11 protein-coding genes are annotated in these 16,105 nt (G+C 39.9%); 9 read left to right on the plus strand and 2 right to left on the minus strand.

Annotated elements, in window-relative coordinates; genetic code table 11:
- Positions 1-113 precede the first annotated feature (113 nt).
- A complete protein-coding gene (secA, locus tag BSO02S_RS08670; RefSeq protein ID WP_066065448.1) occupies positions 114-2,627 on the minus strand; it encodes a preprotein translocase subunit SecA in 2,514 nt (837 codons plus the stop codon).
- Between the two features lie 541 nt (positions 2,628-3,168).
- Here secA and BSO02S_RS08675 point away from each other — a divergent pair.
- From BSO02S_RS08675 to BSO02S_RS08700, 6 genes are all read left to right on the plus strand, one after another.
- A complete protein-coding gene (locus tag BSO02S_RS08675) occupies positions 3,169-4,545 on the plus strand; it encodes a NapC/NirT family cytochrome c (RefSeq protein ID WP_066065451.1) in 1,377 nt (458 codons plus the stop codon).
- Between the two features lie 28 nt (positions 4,546-4,573).
- On the plus strand, positions 4,574-5,728 hold the full coding sequence (locus BSO02S_RS08680) for a cytochrome c3 family protein (protein ID WP_066065453.1): 1,155 nt from the start codon (positions 4,574-4,576) through the stop codon (positions 5,726-5,728).
- Positions 5,729-5,863: 135 nt separating this feature from the next.
- Positions 5,864-6,568 (plus strand): tetratricopeptide repeat protein, encoded by a 705-nt coding sequence (locus BSO02S_RS08685; protein WP_066065455.1) that lies wholly within the window; start codon positions 5,864-5,866, stop codon positions 6,566-6,568.
- A gap of 16 nt (positions 6,569-6,584) precedes the next feature.
- On the plus strand, positions 6,585-7,550 hold the full coding sequence (locus BSO02S_RS08690; protein ID WP_066065458.1) for a 6-bladed beta-propeller: 966 nt from the start codon (positions 6,585-6,587) through the stop codon (positions 7,548-7,550).
- A 120-nt stretch (positions 7,551-7,670) separates the two neighbouring features.
- On the plus strand, positions 7,671-8,789 hold the full coding sequence (locus BSO02S_RS08695; RefSeq protein ID WP_066065461.1) for a cytochrome c3 family protein: 1,119 nt from the start codon (positions 7,671-7,673) through the stop codon (positions 8,787-8,789).
- A gap of 303 nt (positions 8,790-9,092) precedes the next feature.
- Positions 9,093-11,009, plus strand: a complete 1,917-nt coding sequence (locus BSO02S_RS08700; RefSeq protein WP_066065463.1) for a cytochrome c3 family protein — start codon at positions 9,093-9,095, stop codon at positions 11,007-11,009.
- A gap of 41 nt (positions 11,010-11,050) precedes the next feature.
- Here the strand turns inward: BSO02S_RS08700 and BSO02S_RS08705 are convergent, their stop codons facing one another.
- The gene (locus BSO02S_RS08705) at positions 11,051-13,000 is read right to left on the minus strand and encodes an SEC-C metal-binding domain-containing protein (RefSeq protein ID WP_066065467.1); all 1,950 of its coding nucleotides are present in this window, start codon (positions 12,998-13,000) and stop codon (positions 11,051-11,053) included.
- Between the two features lie 309 nt (positions 13,001-13,309).
- Between BSO02S_RS08705 and prfB the strand changes: the two genes are divergently transcribed.
- From prfB to cccB, 3 genes are all read left to right on the plus strand, one after another.
- Positions 13,310-14,411 (plus strand): peptide chain release factor 2 gene (gene prfB / locus BSO02S_RS08710; RefSeq protein ID WP_096190833.1). Its coding sequence is split into 2 segments (ribosomal slippage): positions 13,310-13,381 and positions 13,383-14,411, totalling 1,101 coding nucleotides; the frame shifts between segments, so codons are not numbered across the junction.
- Between the two features lie 316 nt (positions 14,412-14,727).
- Positions 14,728-15,549 carry a YitT family protein gene (locus BSO02S_RS08715; RefSeq protein ID WP_425320391.1) on the plus strand — a complete coding sequence of 274 codons (822 nt, stop codon included), beginning with the start codon at positions 14,728-14,730 and terminating at the stop codon, positions 15,547-15,549.
- 51 nt (positions 15,550-15,600) lie between these two features.
- On the plus strand, positions 15,601-15,942 hold the full coding sequence (cccB, locus tag BSO02S_RS08720) for a cytochrome c551 (protein WP_066065475.1): 342 nt from the start codon (positions 15,601-15,603) through the stop codon (positions 15,940-15,942).
- Positions 15,943-16,105 lie beyond the last annotated feature (163 nt).

A 16,105-nucleotide genomic window follows, 5' to 3' on the forward strand; every position in this document is an offset into this window, starting at 1 on the left:
TTTTTCCTCCGAAACAGGATAATCTTTTTCTTCCATCCTTTAAAGCGCGATTCTATTACTGGCGCTAAAAAAGGGAGCCGGCAATTCACTTCGCCGCCCCCCAAAAACATTATTTATTTCCCTGCCCCGCAGCAGTTTTTATATTTCTTGCCGCTGCCGCAGATACATGTATCATTACGGCCGACATCGATTTGCTTCACTTTTGGCTTCTTCTTAACTGCTTCGCCATCTTCTTTCGGATTAACCGCCTGACCTTTAGCCACTTCTTGACGCTCAAGGTTGTTGCGAATTTCCGCCTTCATGATGTACATGGCAGCCTCATCCTCGATGGATTGGACCATCGCCTCAAACATCGCGAACCCTTCATGCTGGTATTCACGAAGTGGATCGATTTGTCCGTATGCACGTAAGTGGATTCCTTGACGGAGCTGGTCCATCGCATCAATGTGATCCGTCCATTTTGAATCGACAGCACGAAGTGTAACAACTTTTTCAAATTCGCGCATTTGCTCTGGGAAAAGAATTTGCTCTTTCTCCTCGTAGCGTTCCTTCACTTTTGCAAAAATGGTATCGGTAATTTCTTCTTGATCTTTTCCTTTTAAATCATCGGCCGTTACGTCGCCCTCTTGGAGAAGGGTGGCATTTACGTAATCGATAATGGCTTGAAGATTCCATTCTTCTTCGTCCTCACTTCGCGGTGTATGGACCTCGACATTACGCTGAATCGAGCCTAAAATCATTTTTTGAACGATGTCATGAAGGTTTTCAGATTCGAGTACCTCATCACGCTGGGTGTAAATGATTTCACGCTGCTGGCGTAGAACATCATCATATTGCAATAACTGTTTACGAGCATCAAAGTTGTTACCCTCGACGCGTTTTTGTGCAGACTCTACAGCCCTAGAAACCATTTTACTCTGAATTGGCTGGGTGTCGTCCATACCAAGGCGCTCCATCATCGACTTCATATTGTCAGAGCCGAAGCGGCGCATCAGTTCATCTTCCATCGATAAATAGAATTGAGTGATACCTGGGTCTCCCTGACGGCCGGACCGTCCACGGAGCTGGTTATCAATCCGTCGGCTTTCATGACGCTCGGTACCAATAACGGCAAGCCCGCCTAGCTCAATCACACCTTCACCAAGTTTAATGTCTGTACCACGACCTGCCATGTTCGTTGCAATCGTTACTGAACCTTGGTGACCTGCTTCTGCAATGATTTCCGCTTCGCGTTCATGGTTTTTCGCGTTCAAGACATTATGACGAACGCCCTTTTTTAATAAAAGCTTGGAAATCAGCTCTGACGTTTCAATGGCAACCGTACCAACAAGCACCGGCTGTCCTTTTTGATGACGCTCAGCAATATCTTCGACAACCGCTCTGAACTTACCTTCCATCGATGAGTAAATTAAATCGGCACGGTCATCCCTGATAATCGGTTTATTCGTAGGAATAACAATAACATTCATATTATAAATGTTGCGGAATTCCTCTTCTTCCGTTTTCGCTGTTCCAGTCATACCGGCTAATTTTTCATACATCCGGAAGTAGTTTTGGAAGGTGATCGTTGCCATGGTCATGCTTTCGTTTTGAACTTCAAGACCTTCTTTTGCTTCAATCGCCTGATGCAAGCCTTCACTATAACGGCGGCCCTTCATCAAACGGCCAGTGAACTGGTCAACAATAACGATTTCACCTTCTTGGACGACATAATCAACATCAAGATGCATGCTGACGTTCGCTCGCAATGCCTGGTTAATATGATGGTTTAAGGTAACGTGCGACATGTCAAAAAGGTTTTCAATTCCGAAAGCTTTCTCGGCTTTACTAATCCCTTCTTCTGTCAGCATAACGCCCTTTGTTTTTTCATCGTACGTATAATCTTTTTCCTTTGTCAGCGTCCGGACAAAGCCATTAGCTTGAATATAAAGGACAGCTGACTTGGCCGCAGAACCTGAAATAATTAATGGTGTCCGCGCTTCGTCAATTAAAATCGAGTCAACCTCATCAATAACGCCAAAGAATAGCGGCCGCTGTACTTTTTGTTCCTTATATAGGACCATGTTATCACGCAAATAATCGAAGCCATATTCGTTATTTGTCCCATAAGTAATATCGCACGAATAGGCGGCCTGTTTTTCTTCCTTATCCATGCTATTCAAATTCAAACCAACCGTTAAGCCTAAGAATTGATAGAGTGCGCCCATTTCTTCCGCATCCCGACTTGCCAAGTATTCGTTGACCGTTACAACGTGAACGCCTTTACCTGAAAGTGCATTCAGGTATACTGGCATTGTTGCGGTTAACGTTTTACCTTCACCCGTCTTCATCTCCGAAATATTCCCTTCATGGAGTGAGATACCCCCCATAAGCTGAACATGATACGGATACAAACCAAGTACACGGCGGGCACCTTCGCGGACAACAGCAAAGGCTTCAACTAGCAAGTCGTCAAGTGTTTCCCCTTTTTGATAGCGGGCTTTAAATTCTTCCGTTTTTTCGCGCAGCTGTTCGTCGGTTAATTTTTCTGTTTCAGCAGCAAGTGCATCGATTTTCGTAGCAAGCTTGTCTAACCTTTTCAGCTCGCGTTTGTTCAAATCAAATACTTTATTTAAAATCCCCATCATCTGATGAACGCTCCTTTATATCGAGACTAAATACATTCCTTTTTGTAAAAAAACATGTCTATAATATTCGATAATTTCCTTTATATATCTTACCACTTCCGCTATAGAGTGACAACAATGTTAGCTAAGAGCAAAATTTGTCATTCACCTATTATATAGCTGCCCTTCTTTAAGAAAACAATAAACTTTTAAGTTGTGTTCGGTTTTTTGTCAATTATGACAGACTTATGTCATTTTACTCGAGAATGTATATCAATCAGAAACATGGCTTTTAAAATCTAAGGGAAATTGAATAAATACACCTATTAATGTATAAAAATTAATACTCATTCACGTTTCTAATTCATAAATAGTGTTAATCTATGCTTATAAAACAACGTTTTTAAGTTGCTTTTAGGGTAAAATTCATTTTTTTTGGCTATGAAAAAATATTCACAAATTGTACATTGGAATATACTCTGACATTGTTAGATACTACCTTTAGAGAGGTAATTAAGGAAAATAAATAGAGAATGAGTCCAAAATGGGAAGGGTGAGTTAAGTGGCCTTTTGGGGGAAAAAGAAAAATAAAGAAACTGATCCCGATTCTAGAGAAGATAGAAAAAAAGTTGGCCTGATACGCAAGGTTTGGCGCAAGTTCAAAGGTATAGATTGGAAGAATCCAGTTAACAGATGGAAATTACTATTCGTCTCACTGGTCGGATGTATCGTTGTTTTTGGTGGAGGATATGGAGTGCTTTCCTTAACAAACTCACCGACATTCTGTGCAAGCTGTCATGAAATGGCACCGGAGTATTCAACCTATACCGCAAGTGCCCACAGTAATATCCAATGTGTTCAGTGTCATATCAAGCCAGGGTTTACGAACATGATCACACACAAAATGAAATCCTTGAAAGAGGTTTACTACCATGTAACTGGCGTGCCTAAGCAAATTGTTCAAACTGAAGAAGAAGCCGTATCCAACGAAAACTGTTTACAATGCCACTCGAAAAACCGGCTTGTTACGGCATCTGGTGACTTAAAAGTAAATCACAAAGGACATATTGAAAAAGATATTCCATGTATAAGCTGTCACGCCGGTGTCGTCCATTCAAAAATTGCAGCTCGCGGTATCAATACCGAAGACGCACGTGGACATTGGACGGAGAAAAATGCGCAAAAATTAATTGAAAAGAAATATTTAAGACCAAATATGGGAACTTGTATTGATTGCCATGACAAAGTGAACAACGGCGAAAAGCCTTGGAAAGATGTTGCGTACAACGTTCCGCCAAACCCTGAAGAAATGGAGAAAAAGCTCCAAGAAAAAGAAAAAGAAGGTTCAGGAACTGCTGAAACAGCAAAGGGCGAAAATACGGAAGTGGCCATTACTAAGCATGATGAAAAAACACAAAAGATCATTTTACAAGCAATTGGCAAGCAGCAGAAAGATGTAAAGGTTTCGATGGCATGTGGAACATGCCATAAACAAGTTAAAGTTCCAAAGTCACACAAAACAGCTGAATGGAATCAAAAACATGGCGGTACAGCCATTAATGAACTTGATAAATGTGTGAACTGTCACCAAGATTCTAAATGGGTCAGAGAAATCCCGAAAGAAGACATTATCTCTTTACTTAAGATGAAAGAATCAAAAACAAAATATACAGCAAACATCAACATTGTAAAAGAACAAACGCGTATCAACAAATTCTGCAGCGCTTGTCACTCAGATCGTCCGGCGGGACACGTTGAAAGTGATCAATGGCTGACAGCTCACGCTGCTAAGGCCAAAACACCTGAAGCAAAATCAGAATGCTTCGTCTGCCATGACCGTAACAAACCGAAAGCAGGATCAACTGAAATCAAAGCATCTACAGATGTATATTGCCAATATTGTCATAGAACCGGCTTTAAAGATGATGTGAAAAATTAGTTAATTCTTAATCTGGAGGGACGCTTTTATGGATGAAGAGCAAAAACAGCTGTCGGACCCTCCCCGTTTTCGTTATAAGTTAATCAAAATTATGACACTTACCTTGTTGTTTTTAGTCATCTTCTTCTCTCTTGGGGCCTTTGGGCTGGAAGCAACTTCCGGCTCAAAGTTTTGCTCCTCTTGCCATGAGATGAAGCCAGAGTATTATACCTGGAAAGCATCTACCCACAGCGAGGTGGATTGTGTTAATTGTCATATCGAACCAGGGGTCAAACAGATAGCAAAGGATAAAGCAGAAGGAATGATAAAGGATTTACGAAATGAAAAGGTTACAACGGCAGCAATCATTCGAATGACTAAGGAAATTCCAAATAGCGCCTGTGAAAAGTGTCACAATATTACAACACGTGATGTCACAGCCTCAGGGGATATTATTATTCCGCATGATAAACATTTGGAGAAAAACATTAAATGTATACAATGCCATAGTAGCGTTGCCCACGGCAAAATTGCCGACCGAAATATGACCTTCAAAACCGACTATGGAAAATGGGATAGTAAGGTAGGGACCGCGGCGATGGCTGATTTAAAATTTACCAGCCCGACAATGGAAACATGCATGGATTGTCATATTGCCAGAAAGATAACCACGGAATGCAGTGCGTGTCATTCGACCGGTATGGTTCCGAAGAGCCATAAAAAGATTGATTTCAAAACAAAAAGCCATGGTATTCAGGCAAAATCTGCTCTAAAGAATTGCAATTCCTGTCATAAGTATATGTCAACAGCGACGCTGGAAGGTTATGACGAGGTCACTGTCATCGACAAATATTTAAACCAAGACAGTGGGAAGACAGCCAAGAACGAGCACATGTATGCAAAAGAAAATACATTTTGCCAGGCGTGCCATAAAACGCGCCCTGTAAGCCATACTAAAACATTCTTCAGTAGTCATGGCACACAAGCCAGCAAAAATGAAGAAAAATGCTTTACCTGTCATGATCAGAATAAAACAAATACCGCTAGTGACAATACTGTTAACTGCTCTACCTGTCACCAGATGAAACATCGTACTAAATGGCAGGAAGGTCACCCTATTCCTGTTGAGAATGTGAAAAGACCGGAAGTAAGATGCTATACCTGCCATGTCAAACAAACCTGCACAAGCTGCCATAAGAATTAATGGGAAAAGCTCAAACTAGTATGATTATGCTGACAGTAACAACGATTCAAACCATTTAGCGTGCAGATTTCTATCAAAAATAGATTTTCTAGGGAATCCTGCAGAAAATAACTGATGACAATGAGGAGGATACTTATGGAGGCCCAAGAACTCCCTATTATAGAAAAACCTGAGCCGGAAAAAGAAACACGAGCAAAGAAAAGAAACGGGCGTTTTACTAAATTGCAGGGGTTTTCGCTAATCATTGCAACATTACTTATTAGCTTGATTGGCGGTTATTTTATTAGCGATCACTATATTTGGTCGAATAGAGATCAAAGCAGGATTGACCAGCAAGTGGCCTATTATGAGGGCTTAGTTAGTAAAGAACCAAACAATCCAGAACATCGGATTAACCTCGGTTACTCGTATAATTTAAAGGGACAGAATGACGACGCCGTTAAACAATTATTAATAGCCATTGATTTAGATAAGAAGAATGTCGGGGCCTATTTCAATTTAGGACTTGTGTATAACGATCAAAAACGCTATGACGATGCCCTTAAGCAGTCTAAAAAGGCTGTAGAATTAGCTCCCCGAGATTATAAAGGCCGTTTATTAGAAGGAATGGTTTATCGAAATCTAAAAATGTACAAAGAGGCATTGGCATCACTCGAGGAGGCTAATAAACTAATGCCTGTTAATAATGATATTATTTTTGAGATTGGTAGAGTGGCGGAGGATCAAGGTAAAGTTAAAGATGCTGAGGAGCTTTACAAAAAGGCCTTAAGCTATGACCCCCTTTATAAGCCAGCTTCAGATGCATTAACTAGATTAGCAGCAAAAGATAAGAACAAATAAAAGGAGATGGCTAGAATTGAAAAAGACAACTGTATATATATGGATGAGTGCAATGGTTGTACTTTCTGCAGCCTTATTCTTCGGCATCACCTTTTTTGATTTAGCACCAACATTGAAGCCAATTGTGGCTAAAGCAAACCCTGCTGGCGGTGAACCTGAATTTAGACAGTCTTTTTATGGCAGCTTTGATGCACCACTTAATAAACCAATGGACGTAGCCAAAATTGGCAATCTCGTTTACGTAACGGATACAAAAAACAATCAAGTTCAGGTTTTTGACCAAACTGGAAATAATGTCTTGAAATTTGGCAAGACAGGATCAGAAAAAGGGCAATTTCAATTTCCATATGGAATTTCAGGTGATAAAAATGGAAATATTTATGTAGCAGATTTGTATAATGGCAACATTTCCATTTTTAATTCAAAAGGGAAATTTATCAAATACTTCCCTGACGAAGAAAAAGCGATTCAGTCACCTGGCGGCTTGCGCATTTTCGGTGAGAAACTATTTGTTACTGATATCAAAACCAATAAGCTGTATATCTATAATTTAGAAGGTAAAAAACAAATGGAAATTGGTGGCGCCGGTCAAGCTGAAGGGAAGTTCATTGCTCCTAATGCTGTAGCAGTAGATAAGGAAAATCAAATTTATGTAACTGATTCAGGAAATAACCGGGTGCAAGTTTTCAATAAAGAAGGTAAATTTATAAAAATAATTAATGGTTCAAAGGACGGAAAAGGTGAACCAATATTCGTTAACCCAAGAGGAGTCGGCGTCGATACCAACGGTACCGTTTATGTGGTAAGCAATTTATCTCATAACATCTATGCCTATGACAAAGATGGAAATGATGTAAGAGTGTTAGGCGGCATGGGGACAGATAACGGTCAGTTGTACCTGCCAAACGGTCTATTTATAGATGACCAGGATGAAATATTTGTAACGGATACAATCAATCAAAGAGTTTCAGTCTTCTACTAATTTTCTTTTCATTAAGGGTGGTGATGCGGAAAAGTAAATTTATCGTTTTAGATGTAGAAGTAAATTATAGAGAATTAAAGAGAGAGAGAGAGAGAGAAAGAAATTTGGGAGGTTTTAGAAATGAGCAAGATTAAATTAGGCTTTTCCGCATTGTTTATGCTTGTTATGTTGGGCATGTTTGCTGCCCTGGCATCGGCAGAAGGTTTCACACCAACGCCAAGCAACCCGGCACCCGGAATTAATGTCGGTACAATCGATAATAGTGGTAATACAAATGCACACAAAACACATGGTAATTTCCAAAACAACACGAACTCATGTGCAAACTGTCATAGCACACATAACGGGCAAGATGCAAAATTATTAAAATATAAAAATGTAGAATATGATATGTGTTTAACTTGTCATGACGGTACGATGGGCTTTTACAACGTGCAAAAAGCAAGTGGAGCCGGCATATTCTCCGCTTCTCATGAAAGTGAATCCATGCATAAGGTATCATCAGGAATCAAAAATGGTGCTGCACCTGGTGCTTACCTTAATAAAGACACAAACGAATTAACATGTTCAAGCTGTCATAACCCGCACGGCTCTGTCAACGACAGATTATTAAAAGAAAACGTAATCGGCGGGGTACCATTTGCCTATACAATGGTGAATGGAGTTAAAACGCCTACTCAAAACGGTATTAAAACAATTAACCTTGCATTAACAGATGATCCTGCTTATGCTGCAATTAACGCATCTACAACCAATTCAGGATTAAAAATAACTACATCAATTGGTCCTAAGGATAATGCTGACAAAGTTAACTATGCTCAATTCTGTGCAGCTTGTCACGATGATTATGCTGCAAGCCGATCTGCAGGTAGAAATAGTAACTCAGGCAAAGCAGCAGGTAACACCAATCATGATTTCCTTTATACGCATACTTCTAACTCCAGTTCACAAGGTAGAAACTGTGCTGCTTGTCACTATGCTCACGGTACAGATATTACTACGTTGATGGATACAGCTGGAAAGACAATTGCTGATTTACAAAAGCCTGAGGCCCAAGGTGGTAAAAATTGGACTGAAGCTGTTGCCAAAGATTACATGAAAGATGTAAGTGCTGGCGGTTCTGCTAATAAGAAATTCACAAATATGGCTGTTTGTTGGTCTTGTCACCAATCAACTCATAAAATTGATACTCCTGTCGTACCAGGTGGAGACTATAGCGGTAAAACAAAAATTCGCTAAAAAAAGCTAACCAATAGCCCACTATTAGTTAGCCGAAAAAATGAATAGTAAATAAACAAGGTAGTAATAGTAATTATTACTGCCTTGTTTTATTATTTCAGCACAGTGCCAAATTGTCAAAAATATTTAACTTAACGACGATAATTAATGTTAATTCAGTTGATATAATAGGAAAAGCGGAAGCGTCCACTAGCCGCTGGGCGCTGGAGCTGGACAATTTTCATAGTCGCAAAATTAAACTTATTTTATAAATAAAAAGCCTCTTTTTATACTTAACTAGGTAAAAAGAAAAGGATGAATATAATGAAGAGGGAAAACTTCAAACGAAAATTAATTTCATACTTTATTATTTTGGGCGTTATTTTAAGTTCCATCCTTTTGTATTCTCCTGATAACAATGCTTTATCAGCAACAGGTGTTCCAGAAATAAAAATATTAACACCGGAAGCAGACGCAGTGTTAGATGTTTCAACAGTAGAAATTACAGGGAGAATTTCTGATGATTTAACCGCTCCCGATAAACTTTCAGTAATGGTATTTGAATTAGGTGATTCACAGCAACCTATTGATATCACTGGTGAGGGGATTTTTTCGAGCTCAAAACCACTAGAAGATCATGCGGATTTCTCCTATTCTAAGGATTTTAGTGAAGGGGTCCATACCCTGACCTTTGTAGTCACTGATCAAGATGGAGTAAGTAACAAGGCTGAACTTTCCTTTACTGTTCAACAGGCCGTAACAGAAGAAACGAACAAAAAAAATGTTACAACTGATAAAGAGGCAATAAATCAAGCGCAATCTTCTTCTTCTGAAGAAAACCCAATAAGTGAATCTTCTATTGCGGAATTAAAAAGTAGTTTACTTGATACTCAAGAGATTGGGAATCGTCCATATATGAAAGCTATGTATTTAATACCAAAAGGTTCAGAACAAATGTATAAACCTAATGGAGTTTATACAGATGATGAGAAAGTTGAATTTGATAAGTTTCGGCCAGCCGAAGATATGACCCGAGTACCTGTAAATTATCAGATTCTAGTGGAGATTAGAAGTGCAGAAGAATTAAGTGCCGAAAAACAAAATCAACCCTTGATAACAGCTTTTGAAGAAAAAGGACAAGAAAAGTTTGTTGAAAAAGAGAAACTCTCTAATGGTACATGGTCTTATGTGTATTTATTTACACCCGATCAACTTACATCCGGCACAACTTATTATGTATACTTAAATCCAAACTTCTCAAGTGGTCCCGATAAATATATTATTCCTAGATTCTTAAAATTTACCACTAGTAGTTCCGCGTATGCCACTTATCAATTTAAAGATGAGGACGGGAATAATTTAAGGGGCGAGGATAATCAGGATTATATACATGGACCATTTTCAAATGTAACAAATTCCTGTGCCTATTGTCATAGTACTCATAAAGGAACGTCTCCTAAACTTGAGGGCGGTAAATATGGGCCAAATGGAAATGATTTGTGTATGGTGTGTCATGATGGCACAAATGGGAATAGCTCACCGATGGTAGATACTCATGAAAATAATAAACATACGAAAGATTCAAGTGTTTCTTGCTCAAGCTGTCATAATCCGCATAAGCCTGGAACTAAAGAAAATCCAAACAGTTTCCATAGTATTCCGAGTCTGGACAGTAATGGCAGTGACCACAAAGCCTATAACAAAGCTAGTACAGCTAAAGGCAATGCCGATGATTTCTCGTTATGTTTAAGCTGTCATAATGGTATTAAGGATGAAAGCGGTAAAGAGACTTCCAATATCGAAAAATATTACACAGATGTAACTCATATGGCTCGATCTGGCCATAATTTTCAAGCGACTGTTGATAGTGGAAGTAAATTAAATGGTCAGCTTCCATGTGCGGAATGTCATGAAACACATGGGTCCAATAATATCAAAATGTTAAGAGAAGAGCTTGGCAATGTTCAATCAGATGCTAATAAATTCACTAAAATAAGTGGGGATTGGGATACTGCCTCTCAACGCAATTTCTGTCTAGCGTGTCATAATAACAAAACTGTTCTTTACGGTAAAACAGGTAAAGCAATTTACGACGAAACTGGTGCAGCGCTTAACACCGTGAATGAACAAACGAAAATTGGCCATAAAAGCAAAAGTGAAAATGCTTGTTCCGAATGTCATAGCAATAACGATTCATTTATTGAGGCTGCACATGCCCCTAAAAGAGTTAAAAATCCATAAAAAACGAGAGGGAGCTCCCTCTCGTTTTTATAGTTATCCGCTTATTTTACGCTTTTCAACCATTCCCGCACCCCGTCAATCTTCCTCCACAGACGCAGATGCATGTCAGCATAAACAATCGCTTCGTTTTCATCCCCAAAACCATAATAGTCAGGTGGATAATCGGGCAGTCTTTTCTCGTCGGTCAGGTAGGCAACCACATGCTTGTTCTCTTTTTTTGCTGCTTTCAGCAGTTTGACAGCATTCTTAGTGAAGCCTTTTTCGTGTAGCTCAAGCAATAGCTTATTATATAAGCCCTGTGCAGAAGCCTCTTCGTATTGTTGCAGCAGGTTACCTGCTTTTTTAAATTCTCCAGAATCAATGTAAGCAACAAACAAGGAATATCGTACGCCTTGGTTATCCATGGGATTTAATTCGAGCAGTTCTTCGTATTGCTGTAATGACTCATTAACTTTTCCTAATTGTGACAATGCCTCCGCGTAATGAAGCTTTGCCCGCATGAACGGTCTTGTTTCGATTAATCCCCAGAAGTAGCCCTTATTTTCCTTCAAAAAGGCTTTGCCAAGTTCTCTTTCCCCGACCTGAATTCCCTTTTCATATAGCAAAATTGCTTCTTCAAGGGTCTTGGTCCTTTCAGCAAGAAGAACATAAGCGTCGACACAATTAGGATTTAGTCTTAATGCTTCTTCGGCAAGGTTATAGCGATGTTTCCCCTCTGATTGAAAGGCATCGTAGATCAAGTTTCTAGCCCGTTCTTCATCATGTCTAGATACGACTGGGCTTTTCTTTTTTTTATTTGACACATCCTCACTAATAAGTTGCCGTAAGGTAGATGCCGGTGAGTCTTCCTTCGTTGTTGTTTCTACTGCCACTTGCCCCCTGTTTCTTGGGAACTCAATAACTGGTGTTTTTTTCGTTGGCGGCACTAGAGGAGACTCGTCCATCCCAGAAACAAGCCCAACTAGTTCCGCAATTTCCTGGGATAATACCGTTTCCATTTCTAAGAAAATCGATGAGACAGAACCAGTAGAAACGCCATACAACCTAGCTAGCTCTTTTTGGGTATAAATTTTTTCTATAGGTGCAATTGTTGACAATAAATAATGAAGGGCAGCAACGTAAAGATTTGGATTTTTGATTCGCTTTTGCCTTTTCTGGCAAAAATTAAGCCAGAGAATAATGCCCGTGTCCACAATAGGTGGAGGGAGAAGCGTCTCCAGTTTCTTTTTAAATAGATCCGCTACTTCCTTATAAATAGGCGCAGGCCATTCCATTTCATCAATCTCAAGCAGACCCTCAATCAAAGGAAGCTCACTCAAGACCTCGATAAAAAAGTCAGTAAAGTATTCTTGAGGTGAGTCGTAATTAGCGTCTAAACTGCTATCCTCAATATATGAGAAGGCGTGTTCAGGTTTTAAATCAGGTAAATCAAAGGGAGAGGGGAAGAAAACATACTTTTGCTCGAAAGGCACAATGATTCCAACGAAGAAGGAACCTGGTTCAATCGTTACTGGGACATTTGTAATGACGGCATCCAGCTGTTCCGAGCTAAAACCATCCTCAACCGTAATCTTGTTATTTTCAATGGCAATGACCTTCCCGGCAATCGTTCTTGCATCCGTCCATGTTTGTAAAATTTTTCTTAGCTTAGGGCGTTTAATTTTTCCCAATTCAGCGGCAATGAATTTCTTGATAATGGTTTCCCCGTCATCCAATTCTTCAAATAGCGAAAACCAAATCGCATGAATCAGTTCATAGAATTCCCGTTCCTGTTCATTATCGATATCAATAATTTCCTCAATGTCCTCGAAATCATCTTGTATTTCTTGTCCGAAGTGATAAGCAGAAAAATGAAGGATATGCTTTTGCAATTCGTCAACTTCACTTTCAACCATATGGGTTATGGATATGGCTTCATTAACGCCACAGCACATTTTATACTTTTTTCCGCTCCCACACGGGCAGGGGGCATTCCTGTTAATTTTATCCATAGTCCTCCGCTCCTTTTATGATTCTCTTTCTTTCATAGGCTTTTTTAATGGGTTATGTAATTATGTATTAAGCGCTTTTCTTATAGGGTTTGTTCCATCGACACTTTTCATATTCAATAGTACCATTTTTGACCGTTTAAAATATAAAAATACTTTTTATAAGGTGCATATTGGGTTTGGCTTGTCCCTAATTATCGTCAAACTTTGAATTTTATGTTGTCCTCAAGCTATAATGGATAAGAACTGGCTAGTTTTTTTAGAATAAACTATGATTGAGGAAAAATTTTAATTTTTATAGAGGTGACGAAAATGGAATTAGCAGAAATCAGAAATGAACTTGAAAAATCAGCTAAGAAATTAGTGGACTTTAGGGGGTCTCTTTGACCTAGAAAATAAAGAAGCCAGAATTGCCGAGCTTGATGATGAGATGCTCCAGCCTGAGTTCTGGAACAATCAAGAGAAGGCACAGACCGTCATTAGTGAGGCAAATGGTTTAAAGGATCAGGTCAATGAGTTTCATGATCTTAACGAAAGCTTTGAAAATCTGGAATTGACCTATGAGCTTGTCAAGGAAGAAAGTGATGCGGAACTGCAAGCTGAGCTCGAGGAAGAGCTTCAGCAGCTGACGAGCCGCTTGAATCAGTATGAGCTGCAACTTCTCTTAAGTGAGGAGTATGATAAAAATAATGCGATTTTGGAGCTTCACCCTGGTGCCGGTGGAACGGAATCACAGGACTGGGGCTCAATGCTGCTGAGAATGTATACTCGCTGGGCCGAGAAGAAGGGCTTTAAGGTGGAGACGCTTGATTACCTTCCTGGTGATGAAGCGGGCATTAAGAGTGTCACGCTCGCGATTAAGGGTCATAATGCCTATGGCTACTTAAAGGCTGAAAAAGGGGTTCACCGACTTGTGAGGATTTCACCGTTTGATTCCTCAGGCCGCCGTCACACCTCGTTCGTATCCTGTGAAGTGATGCCGGAATTTAATGACGAAATTCATGTCGATATCCGGACAGAGGATTTGAAAGTTGATACGTATCGTGCGACAGGCGCAGGTGGACAGCATATCAACACCACCGATTCAGCCATCCGGATTACCCACCTTCCAACTGGGGTGGTTGTCACATGTCAAGCTGAACGTTCACAAATTAAAAACCGCGAGGCAGCGCTAAAAATGCTAAAAGCCAAGCTGTATCAACTGGAGATAGAAAAACAGGAACAAGAGCTTCTGGAAATTCGCGGTGAGCAAAAGGAAATCGGCTGGGGAAGTCAAATTCGTTCTTACGTCTTCCATCCCTATTCGATGGTAAAAGATCACCGGACCAGTACGGAAAGCGGAAACGTCCAGGCGGTAATGGACGGAGATTTGGATCAATTTATTAATGCCTATCTTCGTTCAAGAATTTCATAATGAGTATAAAAGGCCCTTGCCGACCAGTCGGCTAAGGCCTTTTACTTTGTCTTTTTCGTAAAAGGGTAACAATTTCGTTGTTACAATTGAACAAAAATTTTATAAATATAGAGTTCTTCATGAAACCTTCACTATTAGCAAATCCTAGTAAAAATTTTAATCCTTTATCGCGGCAACTGACTACCGTTTACACCATATTTCCCCCATGCTATACTCACTTTCGGTTATAGAAATTATTAGTGTAAAAAGGAATTTAGAGGGGAATAAAGTCGTGAATATTTTAAGCAATCTAATACAAACCTATCCAAAAACGAGAATTGCTATAGATTACCTTTTTGTGTTGATTGGAGCCGCAATAATTGGATTGGCATTTAACGTATTTTTGCTTCCAAATCAGGTGGCTTCAGGTGGAGTAAGCGGCATTAGTACGATTCTTAAAACGACGCTGGGATTGGAGCCGGCCTATGTTCAATGGGCCTTTAATATTCCATTATTTATTGCCGGAGTTGTTTTTTTAGGAAAGCAATTTGGTGTAAAGACGCTGGTCGGAACAATTTTTTTACCGTTGGTTGTTTTTTTTACAAAAAATATAGAGCCATGGACGCATGACGCGCTTCTTGGTGCTTTGTTCGGTGGAATTGGTGTCGGACTTGGACTTGGCATTGTGTTTAGGGGGAGAGCCTCGACCGGCGGGACTGACCTTGCCGCCCAGATTATCAACAAATATACTGGCTTTACGCTGGGCCGCTGCGTTGTGATGATTGATGGATTAATTGTCCTAACTGCCGCGATCGTTTTTGATATCGAGAAGGGGTTGTACGCGCTAATCGCCCTTTATGTGACAAGCAAAACGATTGACCTTGTACAGGTTGGCTTTGGCAGGTCCAAAATGGCGATGATTATAACGAGTAAACAAGAAGAAGTTCGTGCAGGAATTTTGAATAAAATTGACCGTGGTGTGACAAAACTATCAGCATATGGTGGTTTCACCGACCATGAACGGCCAGTCCTAATGTGTGTGGTCGATCAAACGGAGTTCACAAAATTGAAACAATTGGTCGAAACCCTTGACCCATCTGCATTTGTGGTCGTTATGGACGCTGCCGAGGTGCTAGGAGAGGGTTTCAAACGCGCATAGGATTGGTATAATAGTACAGTGATGGTATAAACTTCTGTAGGGGGCATGGCAATGAAGAAAAAGCTATTAGCATTATTGATGGGAACTTCCCTAGTAATGGGACTTGCTGCTTGTGGAGGCGGCAGTGACACAACGAAAGATAAAAATAACGGCGGGGGAACCGATACGGCTCAAGCCGGAGACGCCGACAAGATCTTCCAACAAAAATGCTCAGCTTGTCATGGCGGGGATTTAAAAGGTGGAGTAGGACCAAACTTAACAAAAATTGGATCACAACTCTCCAAGGATGATATTTTGGCAACAATCAAAAATGGTAAAGGCGCAATGCCGCCAAATCTCATTGAAGGCGATGACGCAAACAAAGTTGCTGACTGGCTATCTGCTAAAAAGTAAAAAACCATTAAAAACGTTCTGTTTGAAAAAGCAGGACGTTTTTTTATTTATAAAAAAAATGATGAATTTTGTCGAGTTTTGTATTCTTTGAAAAGAAACTGTAATAATTTTACCGCTTTTTTTAGCTATTTATGATGTTATAATAAAAACATGCGAAATTATG

The sequence above is a fragment of the Neobacillus soli NBRC 102451 genome, from assembly GCF_001591665.1.
GTDB classification, from domain to species: Bacteria; Bacillota; Bacilli; order Bacillales; family Cytobacillaceae; genus Neobacillus; species Neobacillus soli.

Excerpts from the sequence above, each read along its gene's own strand:
- BSO02S_RS08700 (WP_066065463.1), top strand. The coding sequence starts at position 9,093 with ATGAAGAGGGAAAACTTCAAACGAAAATTAATTTCATACTTTATTATT.
- BSO02S_RS08680 (WP_066065453.1), top strand. The coding sequence starts at position 4,574 with ATGGATGAAGAGCAAAAACAGCTGTCGGACCCTCCCCGTTTTCGTTAT.
- BSO02S_RS08705 (WP_066065467.1), bottom strand. The coding sequence starts at position 13,000 with ATGGATAAAATTAACAGGAATGCCCCCTGCCCGTGTGGGAGCGGAAAA.
- secA (WP_066065448.1), bottom strand. The coding sequence starts at position 2,627 with ATGATGGGGATTTTAAATAAAGTATTTGATTTGAACAAACGCGAGCTG.
- cccB (WP_066065475.1), top strand. The coding sequence starts at position 15,601 with ATGAAGAAAAAGCTATTAGCATTATTGATGGGAACTTCCCTAGTAATG.
- BSO02S_RS08685 (WP_066065455.1), top strand. The coding sequence starts at position 5,864 with ATGGAGGCCCAAGAACTCCCTATTATAGAAAAACCTGAGCCGGAAAAA.
- BSO02S_RS08695 (WP_066065461.1), top strand. The coding sequence starts at position 7,671 with ATGAGCAAGATTAAATTAGGCTTTTCCGCATTGTTTATGCTTGTTATG.